This is a genomic window from Phycisphaerales bacterium (genome assembly GCA_040217175.1).
GTDB lineage: Bacteria > Planctomycetota > Phycisphaerae > Phycisphaerales > UBA1924 > JAHCJI01.
In genome coordinates, this window is the sequence record JAVJNT010000001.1 from 1460965 (window position 1) to 1479826 (window position 18862).

General features: G+C 68.7%; 20 protein-coding genes. 4 read left to right on the forward strand and 16 right to left on the reverse strand.

Annotated elements, in window-relative coordinates; translation table 11 throughout:
* Nucleotides 1-30: 30 nt before the first annotated feature.
* From RIA68_06280 to RIA68_06290, 3 genes are all read right to left on the reverse strand, one after another.
* Nucleotides 31-855 carry a GC-type dockerin domain-anchored protein gene (locus RIA68_06280; protein ID MEQ8317045.1) on the reverse strand — a complete coding sequence of 275 codons (825 nt, stop codon included), beginning with the start codon at nt 853-855 and terminating at the stop codon, nt 31-33.
* 206 nt (nt 856-1061) lie between these two features.
* On the reverse strand, nt 1062-2372 hold the full coding sequence (locus tag RIA68_06285) for a radical SAM protein (protein ID MEQ8317046.1): 1311 nt from the start codon (nt 2370-2372) through the stop codon (nt 1062-1064).
* Nucleotides 2373-2419: 47 nt separating this feature from the next.
* Nucleotides 2420-2968: a hypothetical protein gene (locus RIA68_06290; GenBank protein MEQ8317047.1), complete on the reverse strand. Its 549-nt coding sequence runs from the start codon at nt 2966-2968 to the stop codon at nt 2420-2422.
* 137 nt (nt 2969-3105) lie between these two features.
* On the opposite strand from RIA68_06290, the gene RIA68_06295 reads away from it, so the two are divergent.
* The 4 genes from RIA68_06295 to dnaK all read left to right on the forward strand — a co-directional run bounded on the left by RIA68_06295 (nt 3106) and on the right by dnaK (nt 7455).
* Nucleotides 3106-3744 (forward strand): hypothetical protein, encoded by a 639-nt coding sequence (locus RIA68_06295; GenBank protein ID MEQ8317048.1) that lies wholly within the window; start codon nt 3106-3108, stop codon nt 3742-3744.
* Nucleotides 3745-3747: 3 nt separating this feature from the next.
* Nucleotides 3748-5190, forward strand: coding sequence for a hypothetical protein (locus RIA68_06300; protein MEQ8317049.1), 1443 nt, complete (start codon nt 3748-3750; stop codon nt 5188-5190).
* A 3-nt stretch (nt 5191-5193) separates the two neighbouring features.
* The gene (locus RIA68_06305) at nt 5194-5442 is read left to right on the forward strand and encodes a hypothetical protein (protein MEQ8317050.1); all 249 of its coding nucleotides are present in this window, start codon (nt 5194-5196) and stop codon (nt 5440-5442) included.
* Nucleotides 5443-5505: 63 nt separating this feature from the next.
* Nucleotides 5506-7455: a molecular chaperone DnaK gene (dnaK, locus tag RIA68_06310; protein MEQ8317051.1), complete on the forward strand. Its 1950-nt coding sequence runs from the start codon at nt 5506-5508 to the stop codon at nt 7453-7455.
* Nucleotides 7456-7531: 76 nt separating this feature from the next.
* Here the strand turns inward: dnaK and RIA68_06315 are convergent, their stop codons facing one another.
* The 13 genes from RIA68_06315 to RIA68_06375 all read right to left on the reverse strand — a co-directional run bounded on the left by RIA68_06315 (nt 7532) and on the right by RIA68_06375 (nt 18835).
* On the reverse strand, nt 7532-7729 hold the full coding sequence (locus RIA68_06315; protein MEQ8317052.1) for a CDGSH iron-sulfur domain-containing protein: 198 nt from the start codon (nt 7727-7729) through the stop codon (nt 7532-7534).
* A gap of 231 nt (nt 7730-7960) precedes the next feature.
* Nucleotides 7961-8713: a GC-type dockerin domain-anchored protein gene (locus tag RIA68_06320; protein MEQ8317053.1), complete on the reverse strand. Its 753-nt coding sequence runs from the start codon at nt 8711-8713 to the stop codon at nt 7961-7963.
* A 106-nt stretch (nt 8714-8819) separates the two neighbouring features.
* Complete coding sequence (gene hisD / locus RIA68_06325) at nt 8820-10130, reverse strand: histidinol dehydrogenase (protein MEQ8317054.1); 1311 nt, start codon at nt 10128-10130, stop codon at nt 8820-8822.
* Entirely contained in the window at nt 10130-11413 is a 1284-nt protein-coding gene (gene hisE, locus RIA68_06330; protein ID MEQ8317055.1) for a phosphoribosyl-ATP diphosphatase, read from the reverse strand. The genes hisD and hisE overlap by 1 nt, the downstream gene beginning before the upstream one ends.
* A complete protein-coding gene (hisF, locus tag RIA68_06335; protein MEQ8317056.1) occupies nt 11410-12177 on the reverse strand; it encodes an imidazole glycerol phosphate synthase subunit HisF in 768 nt (255 codons plus the stop codon). Before hisF ends, hisE begins: the two co-directional genes overlap by 4 nt.
* Nucleotides 12171-12782, reverse strand: coding sequence for an imidazole glycerol phosphate synthase subunit HisH (hisH, locus tag RIA68_06340; GenBank protein ID MEQ8317057.1), 612 nt, complete (start codon nt 12780-12782; stop codon nt 12171-12173). Before hisH ends, hisF begins: the two co-directional genes overlap by 7 nt.
* A complete protein-coding gene (gene hisB / locus RIA68_06345; GenBank protein MEQ8317058.1) occupies nt 12782-13372 on the reverse strand; it encodes an imidazoleglycerol-phosphate dehydratase HisB in 591 nt (196 codons plus the stop codon). The genes hisH and hisB overlap by 1 nt, the downstream gene beginning before the upstream one ends.
* The gene (locus tag RIA68_06350; GenBank protein MEQ8317059.1) at nt 13365-14417 is read right to left on the reverse strand and encodes an aminotransferase class I/II-fold pyridoxal phosphate-dependent enzyme; all 1053 of its coding nucleotides are present in this window, start codon (nt 14415-14417) and stop codon (nt 13365-13367) included. The genes hisB and RIA68_06350 overlap by 8 nt, the downstream gene beginning before the upstream one ends.
* Nucleotides 14414-15301, reverse strand: a complete 888-nt coding sequence (hisG, locus tag RIA68_06355) for an ATP phosphoribosyltransferase (GenBank protein ID MEQ8317060.1) — start codon at nt 15299-15301, stop codon at nt 14414-14416. Before hisG ends, RIA68_06350 begins: the two co-directional genes overlap by 4 nt.
* A gap of 233 nt (nt 15302-15534) precedes the next feature.
* Nucleotides 15535-16293 (reverse strand): 5-oxoprolinase subunit PxpA, encoded by a 759-nt coding sequence (locus RIA68_06360; protein MEQ8317061.1) that lies wholly within the window; start codon nt 16291-16293, stop codon nt 15535-15537.
* Nucleotides 16294-16301: 8 nt separating this feature from the next.
* Complete coding sequence (locus RIA68_06365) at nt 16302-17180, reverse strand: biotin-dependent carboxyltransferase family protein (GenBank protein ID MEQ8317062.1); 879 nt, start codon at nt 17178-17180, stop codon at nt 16302-16304.
* On the reverse strand, nt 17177-17812 hold the full coding sequence (pxpB, locus tag RIA68_06370) for a 5-oxoprolinase subunit PxpB (GenBank protein ID MEQ8317063.1): 636 nt from the start codon (nt 17810-17812) through the stop codon (nt 17177-17179). Before pxpB ends, RIA68_06365 begins: the two co-directional genes overlap by 4 nt.
* Nucleotides 17813-17833: 21 nt before the next feature.
* The gene (locus tag RIA68_06375; protein MEQ8317064.1) at nt 17834-18835 is read right to left on the reverse strand and encodes a UDP-2,3-diacylglucosamine diphosphatase; all 1002 of its coding nucleotides are present in this window, start codon (nt 18833-18835) and stop codon (nt 17834-17836) included.
* Nucleotides 18836-18862 lie beyond the last annotated feature (27 nt).

Sequence of the window (18862 nt, forward strand, 5' to 3'; positions counted from 1 at the left end):
GGCTTTCTTACTGGGAGTCGGATAAAGGATTCAGCAGCCCGCGTCGAACTCGTTCTGGAACGCCAGGAAGTCGAAGAGCGTCAGCTCGCCGTCGCCGTCGAAGTCGGCGGCGAGATCGCCGGCGTCGAACAGGTTCTGGAACTGCAGGAAGTCGAACAACGTCAGCTCGCCGTCACCGTCGAGGTCGGCCCGGCAGCCACCGGTCGCGGAATCGCCTTCGATGAGCCAGTTGTCCGTGCGAATGTTGCCCGAGGTGCCGGTCGCGCCGTCCAGCGTGACGACGACGCGCGCGTCTTCGACGCCGTCCAGTTCACCGATCGAGAAAAACTGGAGCGCGAAGTCCGAGCCCACGTCCAGAGCGCTGGCGATCTCGGCGACGAGCGTGTCGCCGTCGAACAACTCGATCGTGATGCTGCTGAAGCCCGATCCGGTGCGACGGGCGGCGAAGTAGAGCTCGAGGTCATCCAGGCCCGTGCCGTCGAAGCCGACGGTGATCTGGCTGCCGTTGTTGAGCGTGTCGGTGCCGCCCTGGACGGCCAGCGAGCCGCCGCTGCCCTCGCCGAACTCGGCGCCGATGTCGGTGCCACTGAACGACTGGATCCAACGGAAGACCTCGTCGCCACCGCTGCTGGTGGTGAGCTCGTCGGTGATGCCGCCGCTCACGTTGAGCGTGGCCGAGCCGGCTTGGTCACCGAACTCGGCGGGGAAGGGGAACGAGCCGGCGAGGTAGCCGAAGCCGCCGCCGGGCAGGGCCTGCTGGTTAAACGACCAGTAGGCGACTTCGTCCTGAGCGTGCGCGAACGGAGCAAGAGCGGTGGCGGCAGCGGCGGCCACGAGCGCGGCGGCGATCTTCATAACAATCTCTCCCGAATGGGTTTAACGACTCCAAACACGCACGGGCGTGACTTCGGCCCACGCGCAATGTTTGCGCAATTCTAGAGCCTACGTCGCAGGGCGTCGGCCGCCATGCGGGAGAGCCAGCGGGCCTTCACGCAATCTTGATTCTGCGATGGGTGCGTGTTCGGAGGATCGCCGTGGCGGGGCCGGTAAAGCGTCCGAGCTTACTCGGCGAGCCGCCACGCCTTGCCTTCCCGCGTCACCCTCCGATACAGCGTGTCGCGCTCGACCGGCGTGAAGCCCGCCTCGCGGATCGACCGCTGCAGGTCAAGCACGGTCGTCTCCTGGTGGGTCGTCGAGCCGCCGACCTTGGTGATGTCGTACCACACGACCGTGCCGTCGATGTCGTCGGCGCCGGCCTCGAGCATCACCTGAGCCATGCTGAGGGTCTGCATGATCCAGAACGCCTTGACGTGCGGGAAGTTGTCGAGCATCAGCCGAGCAATGGCGATGGTGCGCAGGTTCTCGAGGCCGGTCGGACCGTAGAGGTGCTCCATCTCGCTGCCATCGGGGAAGAAGGGCAGTGGGATGATGGTCTGGAAGTAGCCAGCTTCCTTCTTAGCCATGTCGGGCGTAGGCTGGGGCACGCCGTCGCGCGTCAGCGTGATCACCGGCGCGGTCACGCCCTCGGTCGCCGCGAGGCCGGGCTCGATGAAGCCTTCTTCGCCCTGATATCCGAGCCGCGCGAGTGCCTGGTCCTGTGCGCGGCGGAGGATCTCCATGTGTACGAGACGCTCACGCCGCTGATCGATGTGGCCGTAGAGGATCGTTGCGTTGGTGTTCAGGCCCAGCTCGTGCGCCACGAGGTGGACGTCGAGCCACTCGTCGCTGCGGATCTTGCCCTTGTACGCCTCGTCGTGCACGCGATCGTCGAAGACTTCGGCACCGCCGCCGGGCAGCGAGTCGAGCCCCGCGGCCTTCAGCTCGCTGAGCACCCAGCGGATGCCCGCCTGCCGATCGCTGCGCTTGTACTTCTTCGCAATCTTCGCGAGGTGCACGATCTCGACGGCCGTGAGCGCCTTGATGTGCAGTCCTGGCGCCGCCTCCTTGATGGTCCGCATCATCTCGGGGTAGTAGTCCCAGGGCAGGTAGGGATGGAGCCCGCCGACGATGTGCATCTCGGTGGCGCCGTTCTCGATGGCCTCGAGCGCCTGATTGCGGATGTAGTCCATGTCGCGCGTGTATGCGCCCGCGTCGCCCTTCTTGCGGTAGAACTCGCAGAACTTGCACGAGAGCGCGCACACGTTGCTGTAGTTCATGTGGCGGTTGATGTTGTAGTAGGCCGTGTCGCCGTGGAGCCGCCGGCGGACCGCGTCGGCCATCGCGATGACGCCCCAGACGTCGGTGGTCTCGTAGAGCACCAGGCCGTCGTCGAGCGAGAGACGCTCGCCGGCCTCGACCTTGGTGCGGATGGCGTCGAGCCGGTGGTCGCGACCGGCAACGACGGGCGGCAGTTCGACGGCGGCGGTGGTCATACCCGATGGTACGTTCCCACTCGCTGATTTTCAAAGATTTCTGAAAGTTACGCTCCGCCGGGCCGCTCCGACCACGGCTCCAGCCGCCCCACCACCGATCGCAGGGCTTCGGCGTCGATGGCCTCCAGCACGCCGGCGACGATCTCGGCATGGGCCAGCCAGCGGGAGGCACTTTGTTCTCGGACGTAACCGAGCACGACTTGGCGATAGTCGATGCCGGGCGAGTCGGCAAGCTCGGTCGCGGACGACGAAGCAGGAGTCCGGCTGGCAGCGCTGCCCAGCACGTGGAAGAAAGGCACCGGTCGATCGGCGTCGGCGACGAGGCGAGCGAGCTGCGCGGGCGCCTCGGGGGCGGTCGAGTGGATCCACGCGACGACGAGTCGCACCGGCAACGCGGCCCTGATGGCCGACTCGAACGACGCGAGGTCTCGGTAGTCGGCGCGGCACGCCGTGACGTCCGGGAGCCGTGCGACCGCATCCAGTCGATGGTGGCCGCGTGCGACCACCGTCACCGACCAGCCCCGGGTTGCAAGCGCCTCGACCACGCCCGCGAGCATGCCCGTACCACCCACGACGAGCGCTCGGCGTTCCTCCATGGCTCCGCCCCTTGTGCCGATGAGCTCCCCGGTGCAAGTCGCCTCGATGCGTGCCCAAGGACAGGGTACGGACTTGCCGGTCGCGCCCGCTGACGCCGGGCGATACCCTGTCCGAACGATCTCGAAGGGGAGCCACGATGAACGAACCGCCCAGCGTACCCGAGCCGCCCGAGGTGCCGGTCGCTCCCAGCCCGCCACGCGTGCCGCCGACGATGCCCACGGCACCGGTTCCCCAGCACGAGAAGAGCTGGCCCAAGGTGCTCGGCATCCTGTGCTGCATCTTCGGCGGCCTCGGGCTCATGGGGCGCGTGTTCCAGGTCGTGGGGATCGTGGCCATGAACCACCTGCCGATCGACGATTGGATGAAGCCACCGGCGCACTTGTCTGATTGGCTCTTGGTCCTGACGATCGCGGGGTTCTCGATTTCGATCCTCCACGTGGTGCTCGGCGTGCAGTTGCTCCGCCGCCGGCCAAGCGTGAAGTGGCTGTCGATTGCCTTCCTCGTGGTCGTCGTCGCGTTGTATGTGCCGGGGGCCTTTCTGCAATACGAGGTGCAGCAAGCCCAGACGCAGGCAATGCAGCAGCACTTTGCGCAGCAGTCCCAGAGCGGCGGCGGCCCGCCACCCTCAGCGGCCAGCATCCAGCTGGGAAGTTCGCTCGGCGTTGCGTTCGGCATCCTGGGAGGGGTGATCGCGATCGCGTGGCCCGTGTTCCTGATCATCTGGCTGTTCTGGCCCGGCAACGGCAAGATCGTCCAATCCTGGAAGAGTACGTAGCGCGTGAAGTGCCCGGGATGTGAGTATGAGCTCTGGAACCTGAAGGCCGGACCGTGCCCCGAGTGCGGTCGGCCCTTCAAGCCCAGCGACTTCGACTTCCTGCCCAATGCGGTGAAATTCTGCTGCCCTCATTGCTCGCAGGCCTACTACGGCACCAGCGATCGCGGGCAACTCGAGCCCGACGCCTTCGATTGCGTCTCGTGCGGGCGTGCCGTGACGTGCGACGAGATGCTGCTGTTGCCGGCCGAAGAACTCGGCACGAGGACGCCGACCAAGAGCATCAACCCGTGGCTCGATTCGAACCGGAAGCGCCGCTGGTTCGCGACGATCGGTTCTGGCATCGGCCAACCCGGTCGACTGCTCGAGGCAACGCCGGCAATCGGGAGCACGAGCCGAGCGACGTCCTACGCCTTGCTCAACTTCGCCGCGGCAGGCCTCTTCATGCTGGTCATGGGTGCCCTTCTCTCGTTCAGCGGTGGTGGCAGCGGTGCGGTCTTCTTCTTGATGATGACCGCAGCGTTCATCCTCGGGCCGTTGATCTACGCGGGGCTGTGGACGCTCGTCACCCACGGCGTTCTCAAGGTCTTCAGGCAGCCCACACCGGACGGCATGGGCCGCACCTTCCAGGCGATCGCCTTCACGAGCGGCGCGTGTCTGGTCGCGCTCATCCCGTGCCTGGGGCCGATGGTCGCGTTCGCCGCATGGGCAGCGTGCGCTCCGATGGCGGTGCGGAGCGCCCACAAGTGCAGCGTCGTTTCGGCCATCGTGGCGACGCTCGTGCCCCCGCTGCTCGTGGCCGCCGCCGGAATCGCGATGTACGCCTCGCTGGTGTTCGGGGTGGCGTATTCGGCGCAGTCGACGGCCTTCCAGCAGGCCTGGGCGTCGCAGAGCCAGCTCGACTACGAGACGATTGCGCTCGCCAACGAGCTGCGGTCGGACGTGCAGGCCGGGACGCCCCCGCTGCACGGCGCGAGCCTCCTGGGCCGGAACTCGATGATCCCGTACTTCGTCTTCGATGATGGCACGACCTTCGACGTGCCGATCGGCACCGAACTGGCCAGCAGCCTGGATTCGATGGGCGAACCGAGACGACGCTCCACGCTCAAGGCCATCACCTCGGGTTGGCCCGCCGACGTGACCGCCCATCGCATCGGCCGCATCGTGTTCACGCACCACGGCATCGATGCCGCCGACGACCCGGGTCTCTGGCTCATGATCGAACTGCCCAACTCGCCCGGCGACACGATCGCCGACGCGGTGCACCTGAGGGGTGCTTCCATGTTCGACGTTGCCACGGGCAGCCAATTCGAGATCGACCAGCAGAACCAGCTCCGGGCGAACGCCGGCCTGCCGCCGCTGCCGGACTTCCAGACGCTGACTGCGGGCAGCGGTCCCTGGACGGCCAGCGACGGGGCCCCGCTCCCGTCGCCCCCGGGCGTACCCTGACCCATGGCTAGCGAAGCCGACGAACTGCGGAAGATCCGCAAGCGCGTCGAGGCGCTGAACCCGCCCAGCGTCGGCTGCGGCGTGTTCGTCGGGCTGTGGCTCTTCCTGGGCAGCCTGCTCGTCCTGCGGGGCTGCTTCGGCGTCGACGTCCTGGGCCCGCTGCGGCACTCCCCTGAGGCACCTGCCACTTCGGCAGAGCAAGTGCCTGGCTCTACCGATGGGCAGGAATCCGGGGTCGATCCGGCCGCTTAGGAGCCTCCGGGGCCCGATCCGGGTGCTCCGGGTTGCTTGGCATCGCCCTTGCAACTGGTCCTCGTGCAGGCGGCCCGGCCGCCCGAACAGGAGGCCACACCCATGTCCAAAATCATCGGCATCGATCTGGGCACGACCAATTCGGTCGTGGCGGTTATGGAAGGCAGCGAGGCCAAGGTGCTCATCAACGCCTCGGGCAACCGCACGACCCCCTCGGTCGTCGCGTTTACCGATAAGGGCGAGCGCCTGGTGGGCCAGCAGGCCAAGCACCAGCAGGTGACCAACCCCAAGAACACGGTCTACTCGATCAAGCGCTTCATGGGCCGCCGCCACAAGGAAGTCGCCAGCGAAGAGAAGAACGTGCCCTACGAGGTCACCGGCGGGCCGGACGAGTTCGTGAACGTCACTGTGCGCGGCGAGAGCTACACGCCCCAGCAGATCAGCGCATTCATTCTGCAGGAACTCAAGAAGGTCGCCGAGGACTATCTGGGCGAGCCGGTGACCGAGGCGGTCATCACCGTGCCGGCGTACTTCAACGACAGCCAGCGGCAGGCGACCAAGGACGCGGGTGAGATCGCGGGCCTGACGGTCAAGCGCATCATCAACGAGCCCACCGCCGCCGCGCTCGCGTACGGCCTCGACCGCAAGAAGAACGAGAAGGTCGCCGTGTTCGACCTAGGTGGCGGTACGTTCGACATCTCGATCCTCGACGTCGCCGACGGCGTGTTCGAGGTCTTGAGCACCAACGGCGACACCCACCTGGGCGGCGACGACTGGGACCAGCGGCTGATCAACTACCTGGCCGACGAGTTCAAGCGTCAGGAAGGCGTCGACGTCCGCGACGACGCGATGGCCTTGCAGCGCCTGAAGGAAGCCGCCGAGAAGGCCAAGGTCGAGCTCTCCACCATGCAGGAGACGACGATCAACCTGCCGTTCATCACGGCGACCGACACGGGCCCCAAGCACCTGCAGATCACCATCACGCGGAGCAAGTTCGAGAGCCTGTGCGAAGACCTCTACAAGCGTCTCCGCGAGCCGTGCCTGGCGGCCATCAAGGACGCCAAGCTCGACGCGAGCAAGATCGACGAGATCGTGCTGGTCGGCGGCTCGACGCGCATGCCCAAGGTCCAGCAGATCGCCAAGGAGATATTCGGCAAGGACCCCAACAAGAGCGTGAACCCGGACGAGGTGGTCGCCATCGGCGCGGCCGTCCAGGGCGGCGTGCTCAGGGGCGACGTGAAGGACGTGCTGCTGCTCGACGTGACCCCGCTGAGCCTGGGCGTCGAGACCATGGGCGGCGTGATGACCACGCTCATCGAGCGCAACACGACCATCCCCACCAAGAAGAGCGAGACCTTCTCGACGGCCACCGACAACCAGCCCAGCGTGACCATCAAGGTCAGCCAGGGCGAGCGCAAGATGGCCGCCGACAACCGCCTGCTCGGCCAGTTCGATCTCGAGGGCATCCCACCCGCACCGCGCGGCATGCCCCAGATCGAGGTCGAGTTCAACATCGACGCGAACGGCATCCTCCAGGTCACCGCGACCGAGAAGAAGACCGGCAAGAGCGCCGACATCAAGATCACCAACTCGGGCGGCCTGTCCGAGGAGGAGATCGACAAGATGAAGCGTGACGCCGAGGCCCACGCCGAGGAAGACCAGAAGCGTCGCGAGCTCGTCGAGACCAAGAACCGCGGCGACCAGATGGTCCACCAGATCCGCCAGCAGCTCGAAGAGCACGGCGAGAAGGTCAGCAGCGACATCCGCGGCAACATCGAGAGCGCCATCTCCAACCTCGAGGAGAAGCTCAAGACCGACGACAAGGACGCCATCGAGGCCGCGAGCAAGCAGCTCGAGACCGTCGCGATGGAGTTGGGCAAGGCGATCTACGAGGCCCAGGGGGCCGCGGGCGGAGACGCCGGCGCCGCCAGCCAGGCCGAGCCCAAGGACGCCGCCGAGAACGACGACGACGTGATCGACGCGGAGTTCAAGGTGAAGGACGAGGACAAGTAGGCCTCAGCCCAAGCACAAGGTTGCGGATTAAGAGAGACGAGAGCGGCCCCATTCGGGCCGCTTTCTCTTTGCGTGCTCAGCCCTCAACCTCCCGCCGGTGCCCCTGCTCGTCGTACTCGTACACCTTGCCCTCTTCCTCGTCCTTGCACGTCTTGTGCGTGCCGTCGCAGAAGGGGAAGTTGCTGGTCAGACCGCAGCCGCAGACGAAGACGGGCTTGTCTTGCGGGTCGATGCGGATGGGGCCGGTGGCGTTGAGGGTGATGCGTCGGGCCATGCGTCATCTCCTGGCTCGATCATCGAGCTTGATCTGGTGGTACGGCCTCGCAGTATACCAGAATGCGCTTCGGCGTGCGCATCAACGTCTACGCTACTGAGGCAATGGCCAGCGGTGCCCGGATCTCGGCCGCCGACCACCCAACGCCTCACCTACGCGACGACGCGAGCTCCCTGGTGGCGTTCGAGGAAAGGGCGTCGCGAGCGTGGCTCTGGTCAGCGGCGACCGACGTTACGCGCACCCCGCATCAAACGCGTTCTGGAACGCCAGGAAGTCGAAGATCGTGAACTCGCCGTCACCATCGAAGTCGGCGACCGAGTCCATTGCGTCGAAGGCGTTCTGGAAGGCGAGGAAGTCGAAGATGGTCAGCTCGCCGTCGCCGTCGAGGTCGGTCGGGCACGCGGTCATCTCGATCACGACGTTGTCGAAGCAGGCCAGGATGCCGTCGCGGTCGCCGGTGGGCCCAACGCCGCGGCAGATGAAGCGGATGCGCTCGAATGGCACGCCCTCGATCTCCAGCCGCGCGTGCTCGAACTTGGCCGGCGTCTCGCGGTGCGTGAACGAGTCGCTGACGACCACCGCGTCGCCCACGAGGCCCTCGAGGTACACCTCGATGCCGTCCCAGTCCTCGCCCGAGTTGTACCACAGCTCGACCGAGGCGTGGTTGGCCATCTCGCCGGTCGTCGCGAGCCACTGGTGGCTGCGCACGAGCCAGGCGAACGTGCCCGTGGTCCACAGCCCCGAGTTCATGGTGTTCTCGGGGCTGAACGCCGGATCGCCCGTGAACGTGCCCGTGCTGTTGGTAGCGGCGAACTGCACCGGGTCCTCGCCGCGGAATTGGATGTTGTTCGAGAAGGTAATGCCGCCGGACTCGAAGGACGTGCCGAGGAAGCCTGACTCGAACTCGTCGAAGCCGGTCTCGTCGGCGAGTACGCCGTTCGCGAAGACGCAGATGCAAGTCAGACTCGCGGTTGTGATACGCATGGCCACGGCCCTCCATTCAAGATGCCTGTCATGTTGACGAGTACACACCCATTGTCCTACTCGCGTCGAGCGAACACAGTTTCGGCAAATGCTGTTACGAAGCTGCTCAAGCTCCGGGCGTCGTACGACAGGTCTCCTCGTTCGACGTCGACCCGGCAAGAGGCTGGCCACGAAGTTCCGCCGCCCGCCCGTGCGCATTGAGCCCCTCGATCTTCGCAAGCGCCGCCGCGTCCGCGCGCACGCCCTCGGCCAACCCGCCCGCGTCCATCCGCAGCCACGTGCGGGCGCGGAGGAAGTCCAGCACGCTGAGGCCGGCCGTCCAGCGGGCACCGCCGCCAGTAGGCAGGGTGTGGTTCGGACCCGCGCCGTAGTCGCCGAAGACCTCAGCGCTCTGGGGGCCGATGAAGACGCCGCCGCCGTGCTTCAAGCGCGACGCATCGGCCTCGGCGCCGCGCGTCAGCACCTCCACGTGCTCGGCCGCGATCGCGTCGGCCACCCGTAGCGCCGCGTCGATCGAGTCGACGACGCACGCGAAGCCGTTGGCGATGCCGCGCCGTGCGACGTCCCGTGTTTCCAGCTCGGGTAGCTGGCGTGCGAGCTCGGCGTCGACCGCGTCTGCGAGGCTCGCGCTGGTCGTCACGAGCATCGCCGCCGCCCTCGGGTCGTGCTCGGCCTGGGCCAGCAGGTCGGCCGCGACGATCGCCGGGTCGGCCGAGTCGTCGGCGATGACGAGCAACTCGCTCGGGCCGGCGAGCATGTCGAGGCCCACGTCCATCGACACGAGGTGCTTGGCCGCCGTCACCCAGGCGTTGCCCGGGCCGACGATGACGTCGACGGGCTCGAACCGGTCGAAGCCGTACGCCAGCGACGCGATCGAGTGCGCCCCACCAACCGCGAGGAACTCGTCGGCGCCCGCGAGCGCCGCCGCCGCGAGCATGACCGGGGATGCGCCGGGCGAGGCCACCACGACGCGCTCGCACCCGGCGGCACGCGCGGGGATCGCGCCCATGAGCGCCGAGGAAGGCAGCGGGTGCAGCCCCGCCGGCGCGTAGCAGCCCGCGGCCTGGATCGGCACGAGCGTGTGGCCGGCCCGTCCGCCCTCGATCGCAACGTCGAGGTCCGTGATCGAGTCGCGCTGCGCCCGGGCGAACGCCTCGATCCTGCCCGCGGTGCGTTCGAGCACGCCGCGCGTCTCGGCCTCGAGCGACAGCAGGGCGGCCTCCATCGCGGCACGATCGAGCACCAGCGGCGCCCCCTCGGCGCGCTCGCCGAACCGCTCGGCCTGCTCGCGCACCGCCGCCTCGCCGCGCTCGCGCACGTCCGCGACGATCCTGGCCGCACCGGCGACGGCATCCGCGTCGATCGCGCCCCGGCGTCCGCACTCCATCGCCTCGTTCTGATCGATCCGTCGCAGCATCACGCGTCGCTCCCGATGTTCACCTTGGCGTTGCCCGGCCGGCGCGTGACACGCAGGCTGCGGCGGTCCAGCTCTCGCTCGAGACTCTCGAGCGTCGCGCCACGGGCCCGGGCCGCGACGAGCGCGAAATACGCCACGTCCGCCGCCTCGTGCGCCGCGTCTTCGGCGCTCTCGGCGTCGATCAGCTCGCCCGCCTCTTCCAGCAGCTTGGCCCGCAGAAGCGAGGGATCGTCGAGCAGCCGGGCCGTATACGAACCGGTCGGCGGCGACTGGACGCGCTCGGCCAGCGTTGCGTCGAGGCTCGCGAGCCCTCGCGACTCGCCGAAGCACGTCGTCGTCCCCGCGTGGCAGAACGCGCCGCGCTGCCGCACGGTGAACCGAAGCGCGTCGCGGTCGCAGTCGACCGAGATGCCCAGCAGTTCCTGCACGTTGCCCGACGTCTCGCCCTTCGCCCACAGCCCGCCGCGCGAGCGTGAGTAGTAGACCCCGCGCCGCCGTTCGATCGACGCCCGCACCGACTCGAGGTTCGAATACACCAGCCCGAGCGAACGGCCACCGGGGTCGGCCACGATGGTGGGCCAGAGCCCGTCGGGCCGATCGCTCTGGAGCGGCGCGCAGAAGCCCTCGGCCAGGTCGAACGCACCGGTATAAAGCGCCATGCCGACCTGCGCGTCGGCTCCGAGCCGGTCGACCGCCGCGACATCGGCCGGCGTCTTCACGCCACCGGCAACGGTCAACCGCGCCGGCCCGGCAAGCTCGACGAGCTGCGCGATTCGCTGGAGCTGCGCCTCGCTCCACCCTCCGAGCCCGCCCTCCTGCTCGACGAACGTGACGAGGAACCCGCCGACGTGCTCGCGCAGCTCCGCGATCCGGTCCTCGACGCGTCGGCCCGTCGCCCGAGTCCACCCCTTGTCGACCACCTCTCCATCGCGCGCGTCGAGCGCGGCGATCACGCGCTCGCGTGGCAGTTCTTGGAGCACGTCGGGCGTTGCCGCCGTTCCCAGGATGACCCGGCGTGCTCCCGCGTCGAGCAACTCGATTGCAGTCCCTGCATCGCGAATGCCACCGCCCACGCGGCACGGCACACGTCGCACCAGATCCAGCACGACCTCGCGGTTCGATCCGGTGCCCATCGCCGCATCGAGGTCGATCACCGCGACCTCGCCGACCAGGCCGAACCGCTCGGCGATCGGCACCGGATCGCCGGCGTCGACCGCCAGCTCCTTCCCACCAATCAGCTGCACGGCGTTGCCGCCACGAAGATCCACGGACGGAACCATCATGGCGCCACCTCCATCATCCGCACGGGCACGCCCGCGGCACAAAGTTGCTGCTTGAGTTCGTCCACGCTGGTCACACCGTCGTGGAAGATCGACGCCGCCAGCACCGCGTCGGCCCCGGCCTCGAACCCATCGACCATGTGCGCCGCCGTCGAAGCGCCGCCCGAGGCGATGATCGAGACGCTGACCACGCCCGAGATCGCACGGATCAACGCCAGGTCGTACCCGTTGCCCCGCCCGTCCTCGTCGAAGCTGGTCAGCAGGATCTCGCCCGCCCCAGCCGCCACGCCGTCGCGCGCCCAGTCCACGGCGTCGATGCCCGTCCGATTCGTACCCGAGCGCGTCACAACCTCCCACGAGCTTGCGCTGCGGGCCGCATCGATGGCCAGCACGACGCACTGCGCGCCCATGCGCTCGGCGATCTCGGTGAGCAGCTCGGGCCGCTCGACGGCCGCCGAATTCACGCCCACCTTATCGGCTCCTGCTTCGAGCAACGCCCGCGCGTGCGCGATCGTGCGTACGCCGCCGCCAACGGTCAGTGGGATCGAGATCGCCCGCCGGATCGCCTCGACCGTGTGCAGCGCCGCCTCGCGCCCATCGGGTGTCGCCGAAACATCGAGCACGACGAGCTCGTCGGCCCCCTGCGCCTCGTACGCCGCCGCCCGCTCCACCGGGTCGCCTGCATCGCGCAGGTTGGCGAAGCTGGTGCCCTTGACGATCCGCCCGTCGCGGATGTCCAGGCACGGGATGATTCGCTTGGTCAGCATGCCGCCACCTCCGCCGCCATCCAGCGCTTCAGCAGCCCCAGCCCCCACGGCCCCGACAGCTCCGGGTGGAACTGGCACGCGACGATCGACCCACGCTGCAACGCGCCCACGAACGGTGCCTCAAGCTCAGACATCGCGCACGCCCAGCCACTTGGCTGGGCCCGCACGCCGAAAGAGTTGGCGTAATACGCATAACCGTCGTCGATGGCATCGCACCCAGCATCTGGCACGACACGGTTCCAGCCGAAGCGTGGCCTGACCGGTTCCGAGAGCGCCTCCACGCGTGCATCGATGACGCCGAGACCTTCAGCGCCCGGAGATTCCTCGGAGGACGAACACAGCAATTGCATGCCGAGGCAGATCGCCAGCGTCGGCCTGCCCGCCTCGATCCGGGCCCGCAGCGCGTCGACGAGCCCGGCTCTCTGCAACGCCTCCATGCCCGCGCCGAACGATCCGACGCCGGGAAGCGCGAGATACGCGGCCCGCTCCACGTCCCCGTCAGTTTGTGCTTTCGAAACGCGCACGCCACACCGCTCGAGGGCCGCCGCGACCGACGCCGTGTTCGCCACGCCCGTCTGCACGATCGCAACTGAGGACTCGGGCATCACAGCACCCCCTTCGTCGAGGGCACGCCCGCCGGCCGGGGATCGATCGCGACCGCCGAACGCAGCGCGAGCGCGAACGCCTTGAATGCCGCCTCGGCCCGGTGGTGATCGTTCTCGCCGCGCAGGACGTCGACGTGCAGCGCACATCGCGCCGCCACGGCGAACGACGCGAACCAGTGCGTCAGGTTCTCGCACGCCACACCGCCGAGCATCTCTCGCTTCAACCCGAGATCGATCGTCGCCGACGGCCGCCCCGAGAAGTCGACGACGACGCGCGCTAGCGCCTCATCGAGCGGCGCGTAGGCGTGCGCGAATCGCACGATGCCGGCCCGATCACCCAGGGCCTCGTCAACGAGCTGCCCGACGACCAGCGCGACGTCCTCCGCCGTGTGGTGGTCGTCGACGGCCAGGTCGCCCTTGCACGCGAGTTCCAGATCAACCCGGCCGTGGAGGGCGACCGCGGCGAGCATGTGGTCGAGGAAGCCGATTCCGGTCGTGATGGAGGCAACGCCAGTGCCGTCGAGGTTGATCGACGCATCGATCTTCGTTTCACGCGTCTGGCGCCGTGCCGTTGCCCTGCGCTCACCCATCGCACACCTCCCCGAGCGCGTCCATCAACCGCGCGAACGACGCATCGTCGCCGGGCAGCGTGATCCGCGACCACCCGGCAAGCTCGCCGCCGAACGCACGAACGACGACGCCCCGCGCCGCGAGTCCTTCCGAATCGATCCGTGCCAGCACGAAGTTGGCCCGGGAGTCCAAGACCTCGATGCCGTTGTCCACAAGCCACGACCGGAGCCGCTCCCGCTCGCGACGAACGCGCTCCAGGTACGCCGCTTCTGGGCCAGCTTCCCACGCCAGCCCCGCGATTGCCAGCCCCGGCGCCGACACGGGATAGGGCCCGCCGACCGTCCGCAACCACCCCGCGACGCGCTCGCTCGTGATCGCGTAGCCGACACGCAACCCCGCCAGCCCGTATGCCTTGGAGAACGTTCGCACGATGACCGCGTTCTCGAACTCGAGCAGCCTCGACGTCGGATCTTCATCGGCGTATTCGACATACGCCAGGTCGACCAGTACGAGCGCCCCGACCGCTCGCGCCGCCCGGCAGACGCGCTCGACGCCTTCGATGCCGACGACGCCGCCCGTCGGGTTGTTGGGCGAGACGATCGCGACCAGTCCCGTCTCCGGCGAGATCGCTGACTCGAACGCTTCGCCCGGGAACGGACCACCAAGCCACGGCACGCTCCTGACCTGGCCCCCCGCCAGCCGAGCCCCTCGGGTGATCATCTCGAACGTCGGGGTGTGCACGACGATCGATCGGCCGGGCTCGAGCGCAACCCGGCACACCCGATCGATCGCGTCGTCGCCCCCCGCCGTCACGACCACGCGTGCCGGGTCCACGCCGAGGCGCCCTGCGATCGCCGCCTCGAGCGCCGCGGCCTTCGGATACCGGCGCAAAGCCTCAGCATCGACGCTGCGGAGCCGCTCCAGCCACGCATCGGGCGCCCCCGGCCCTTCGTTCGCGTCCAGCAGCAATGCCCCCTCGGCGCGCACGGTGCCAGTCGAATAGGGACGCAGGCCCTCAAGCCTGGCGGCCGGCCGAAGCTCGATCTCGTTGGTCGCGGTGCTCATGGGACGATCTGCTCCGGCCGGGTCACGACGATGTCCGTCCCGCCCAGTTGCTTGACCAGCGGCACGACTTCGGCCAGTTCCTCACGCCGCACCGCCGCCTTCACCGCATAGCCCGACTGCGAGCGAAGGGCCGACACGGTTGGCTCGCGCATGCAGGGCAGCACCCCCACGACCGCGTCGAGCCGGTCCGCCGGCACGTTGATCTCGATCATCACACGCCTCCGCGCCTCGAGCACCGACCGCACGATGAGCCCGACCCGCTCGATCTGCTCACATTTGGCGGGGTCGTCCATGGCGGCACGCGACGCGTAGAGCCGCGTCGATGAAGTCATGAGCTCGTCGATGATCACCAGGCCGTTGGCCGCCAGCGTCGCGCCCGTGGCCGTGTTGTCGATGATGCAGTCGGCGTCCTCGGGCGGCAGCACCTCGGTCGCGCCGTACGACCGCAGCAGCGTCGCATCGAGGCCCCGCTCTTGGATCCAGGCGCGGGCAATCTGCTCGTATTCCGACGCGACGACCAATGCCCGATCGGGCAGACGTCCACCCTCGAGAAGCGACGCAGGAGCGGCTGCAACGAGGCGGACGCGATCGAGCCCGGTGTCGACGACCTCGACGAGGTCGGCCCCGGTCTCGCGCACCCAGTCGGCCCCGGCAAAACCAACGTCGCGGCTGCCCGCCGCCAGCATCTCGACGATGGCGCGAGGCTTGAGCAGCTTCACGCCAAAGCCCGGCAGCGAGATCGATGGTCGGTACCCGCGCTCGGTGGCGGAGATGTCCAGCCCGCCGTCGGCCAGCAGCCGGCGCACGCCCTCGAACATTCGTCCCTTGGGGATCGCGAGCTTGATCGTGGTCGCGGTCGCGACGCGTTCCTGCATGACGGTCATCGGTCGGCTCCAGTCTGGCCCCGACCGGCGCTCGTGCGTGGGCCCCTGCCCGTGCACGAAAAACGCCGGCTCGGGGCCGGCGTTTGCATCCTCGGATCAACGATCCATCAGATCACACGAACGTCCGGCTCCCTCGCGGGTGCTTCGCATGGGCGTGATGGTGATGGGTCGCGGCGCAGTTCATCGAAGTGGAAGATAGCTCGGGTTCTCGTCCAGTCAAGGCAACGCCCCGATCATGGATGCTCGATCCGCACGCCCCCGTCGAGCAGCGTCGACCGGACCGCCCGCACGATCTGGAGGGCGTTGGGCGTGTCGCCGTGCACGCACAGCGTGTCGAAACGCCCGCTGCGGGCCAGTTGGAGGGCCTGGACGCGTGCCTCGCCCGGCTCGGCCAGCACGGCGCCGGCCTCGCCACGCGGCAACATCGACCCGTCGGCGGCGTACCCGCGGTCGGCAAATCCCTCACGCCGCACGGGAAGGTTCATCTCTCCCCATCTCGCCGCGCCGGCCGACTCCGCCAGCCCGAAGAACGCCAGCGAGGCGAACGGATCGCCCGTGACTTCGGCCACCGCATCGAGGCAACCGCGCGCAACGGCTTCGGCCGCATCGGCGTCGGCCATGGCCCGGTGGTAGAGCGCGCCGTGCGGCTTGGCGTGCGCGAGCGTCAGGCCGTCCACCGCCGCCACTCGCGCCAGCACCGCCACTTGCGATCGGCATAGCGCGTAGATCTCGTCGGCCGCGAGGCCGAGCTCGCGCCGGCCGAAGCCCTCGGCGTCGGCGTACCCCGGGTGCGCCCCGAGCGCCACGCCGCGGTCGGCGCCGCGTTTCACGATCGCCCGCATCAGTTCCTCGCTGCCCGAGTGCCCGCCGCACGCGATGCTCACCGACGACACGAGCCCCAGGAGCTCCAGGTCGCTCGCGAGCAGGTCGTCGCGCTCGCCGGCGTCGGCGTTGAGGTCGATCACGGGGCCGAGCAGGCTTGCCTCGTCCATACGGCAGTCTACGAGGCGGTCCACCGCCAGAGCGTCTCTTCGCGGGCCGACAGCAAGGCCACCGCCTCCTCGCGGCCGACTGCCTCGAAGCCCACCCACTGCCCGGGCACGAGCTGGCCGACGGCCGGCAGATCCGCGGCGATGACCGTGCCGATCGTCGCGTAGCCGCCGGTCGTTGGCCCGTCTGGCCCCAGCACCACGAACTCGCCGGCCGACGGCGCCTGGATCGTGCCGTGCAGCACACCCCGGCTCGGGCCTGTCGCGATCGCATCACCGCCTCCCATGCGCATCAGACGCACGCCGACGCGATCTCCTCGCGGCGAGACGCGCAGCACGCCCCGCGGCAGTTCCGCCTCGGCCCCATCGGAGACAACCCGAAGCACGCGACGACGCAACGCGAAGTCCACCATCGCGCGCACGTGCAGCGGCACGTCGCGTCCGTTGCCACGCGTCTTGCCGATCGGCAGCACGTCGCCGGCCCGCACGGCGCGACCCGCCAACCCCCCAAACCCGGCCGCCTTGAACGTCGATCGCGAGCCCAGGACCTCCGGCACGTCGATGCCGCCCGCCACCGCGAGGTACGCCCGAGCACGCCCGGCCGCGGGCCGGACGACGATCGCCTCGCCCACGCGCAACGCCCTGGTCTCGAACGCGGCGTCGCCGGCGCTCACGACCACCGTGCACGGCGCCTCGGCCCGGCACTCGACCGCACCCAGGCATACCTCGAGCCCGGCCGCTCCCTCGGCGTTTCCGACCGCGAGGTTGGCAATCCTCAGCGAGAGCGCATCGGCCGCGCCCCCCGCCGGCACGCCGATCGACGCATGCCCGGGTCGGCCCATGTCCTGCACCGTGGCGACGCCGCGGCAACTCACGACGCGCAGGCTCACGCCTCGAACTCCCGCAGGCCGACCGGCCGGAAGCGCACGACGTCTCCGGCGCGCAGGAGCGCGGGCTCGGAGCGTTCCACGCCGAACATGACCGTCTTCGTGCGCCCGATGATCCGCCAGCCGCCCGGCCCGGCCAGCCCGTAGACGCCCGAGTACGGACCGGCGATGCCGACGCTGCCCGCCTCGACCCGCGTCCGCGGCGACGCCAGCCGGGGCACGTGCAAGCTGTCCGGCAGGCCGCCGAGATAGCCAAAGCCGGGCGCGAAGCCCAGGAACTTCACCGTGAACTCGGTCGATGCGTGGAGATTGATGACGTCGCTGGTGGACATCCCGGCATGCTCGGCGACCTCGGCGAGGTCGAGCGCGTGCGGGTGCTCGTAGCACACCGGGATCTCGTGTGTTCGTGGCTCGATGTCGGCCTGCTTGCCAACGGACCCGAGTGCGTTACCGATCTGGTCGATGGCGACGCCCGCGAGCGGATCGACGCGGACGAACATCGCCGCCTCCGCGGGAGCAACGTCGAGCACGCCGGGCAGGCCCCTGAGGGCAGAGACCGCGGACGGCGTCGACGCGACGCCCTGCACGCGCAGGCTGCGCTCGCTCGTCCACTCGATGCGGATGCCCTCGGCCACGGCCAAGGGTAGAGAGGCGGGTCAGCCGATCTCGACGCCGGACGAGCCCGAGGACGAAGGCTGCAGGCGGCGTCGCACGCGCCTGGGCTTCTTGCCGCCCGAGAGCTGGCCGTACTGCCGCAGCCGCTCGACGACGGCCTTGCCGTCCAGCAGGCGGATCGAGCCGTCGAAGTCTTCGACCAGCGCGGTGCAGCTCTCGACCCAGTCGCCGCAGTTGTAGTACATCATGCCCTGGTGGTTATCGTCGGGCCTGATCTCGGCCTTGTGGATGTGGCCGCACACGACGCCGTCGAAGCCCTTGCCCTTGGCCTCTTCGACGAGGGCCTCCTCGAACCGGCTGATGTACGTGCAGGCGCTCTTGACCTTGAGCTTGAGGAACTGGCTGAGGCTCCAGTACTCGAGCCCGAAGAGCCGGCGGACGCGGTTGTACTGGCGGTTGAGCCGGAGCAGCAGCTCATAGCTGGCCGACCCGAGCATCGAGAGCGCCCTGGCGTGCTTGACCACCATGTCGAACTGGTCACCGTGGCTGATGAACAGGCGTCGCCCGTCGGCGGTCACGTGCTCGGCGTCGAGCACGAGCTCGACGCCGCCGAAGCTCAGGCCCGCGTACTGCCGCGCGCCCTCGTCGTGGTTGCCCGGGATGTAGACGACGCGCGTGCCCTTGCGGGCCATCTTCAGAATGCGGCTGATGACGCGGTTGTGCTTGCCGGGCCAGTACCACTTGCTCTTGAGGCGCCACATGTCGATGACGTCGCCCACGAGGTAGAGCGTGTCGCAACGCACGCTCTTGAGGAAGGCGCTGAGCTCCTTGGCCTGGCAGCCGTTGCTGCCAAGGTGCAGGTCGCTCAAGAAGATGGTGCGGTAGCGCAGGTCGAGGCGCTCGGCGCCGGTCGTTTCGTCGCGGACAACTGCCGGCTCGGTCCAGATCGCCTCGGCCGGATCGGCGTCGAAGATCGTCTCCGGTCGGGGCTCCTGCACTCCTGGCTTCTCTCGCTCCTCCATGCCGTATTCTTCGGCATGCATCCGCGCGTTTCCCCCGTGTGAAGCGCG